Annotated in this window: 1 protein-coding gene; it reads left to right on the forward strand. The window is 46.2% G+C overall.

The window, feature by feature from the left end; all coding sequences use genetic code 11:
- Positions 1 to 23 precede the first annotated feature (23 nt).
- A partial coding sequence (locus Pmgp_RS19425) for a reverse transcriptase domain-containing protein (RefSeq protein WP_243119969.1) occupies positions 24 to 463 on the forward strand: 440 nt, incomplete at its 3' end.

Here is a 463-nt window from a genome sequence, read left to right on the forward strand (position 1 = left end):
TTATATGGGAAAATCTAGCCCGGATGTCAAAGTGCACTGCACCCGGTATAGACAATGAGACGGTCGGTGGAGCGCTGAAAGATTTTAACCTATGGATTGAGAAACTTATGAATTCAATTCATCGTAAGAGCTATAAGCCTCCGGCGGTTAGAAGAGTCTGGATACCAAAACCAGGCAAATCAGAAAAACGCCCGATTGGAGTTCCTACAGTGGTAGATAGAGCACTGCAACGAAGCACGGCTGAGGTATTATCGGCGATATATGAGCAGGACTTTCTCAACTGTTCATTTGGAGGAAGACCCAAACGGGGAGCTCATAATGCCCTTGCGACACTAAATGAGATTATTGCCGGAGAGAAAGTCAGTTGGGTGTTAGAAGCAGACCTGAAGAATTTCTTCGGGAGTCTCGACCATGCATGGATGCTAAAATTTGTAGAGCATCGAGTGGGAGACCCCAGGGTTAT

The organism is Pelotomaculum propionicicum, assembly GCF_004369225.1.
GTDB lineage: Bacteria > Bacillota > Desulfotomaculia > Desulfotomaculales > Pelotomaculaceae > Pelotomaculum_B > Pelotomaculum_B propionicicum.